This is a genomic window from Gemmiger sp. An120, from assembly GCF_002160955.1.
GTDB lineage: Bacteria > Bacillota > Clostridia > Oscillospirales > Ruminococcaceae > Gemmiger_A > Gemmiger_A avium.
This window is the reverse complement of record NZ_NFLN01000051.1, coordinates 1-524: the sequence shown is the minus strand read 5'-3', so window position 1 is coordinate 524 and position 524 is coordinate 1. Positions and strand designations below refer to the sequence as shown.

At 66.8% G+C, this 524-nt stretch carries 1 protein-coding gene; it reads left to right on the top strand.

Annotated elements, in window-relative coordinates; genetic code table 11:
- Nucleotides 1-290: hypothetical protein (locus B5E65_RS16425; RefSeq protein WP_206406323.1), on the top strand; the 290-nt coding region annotated here is incomplete at its 5' end.
- Between the last annotated feature and the right edge of the window lie 234 nt (nt 291-524).

Genomic DNA, 524 nt, shown 5'->3' with positions numbered 1-524 from the left:
CGCCGCCAGTGGCGGATGCAGCGAGCCGGAGCGGGCTGGGCAGCGGCGCAGAGCGATGCGAGCGCGTGGTAACGCGCGATGTCAGCGCGACACGCCGCAACCGGATGAGTCCCTGGAAGCGCACCAAACAAAAAGCCACCCAAATCGGGTGGCTTTTTGTTTGGTGCTGCTTCCCCCACGGGAAACTGATCGTTTCCCGTGGGGCGGCTTCGCCGTTCGCGCTGCGCGCTCCGGTTCAGCTCGCAGGGACTCTCGGCCTGACCGACCTTCCACCGGAAGGGCGGTCTTAACGGCCTCGTCTAGAAGCGCACCAGGCTCGCGGCGGACGGATGACGGGCGGCGGGGGCGACTTTTTTGTTTGGTGCTGCTTCCCCCACGGGAAACTGATCGTTTCCCGTGGGGCGGCTTCGCCGTTCGCGCTGCGCGCTCCGGTTCAGCTCGCAGGGACTCTCGGCCTAACCGACCTTCCACCGGAAGGTCGGTCTTAACGGCCTCGTCTGGAAGCGCACCAGGCTCGCGGCGGA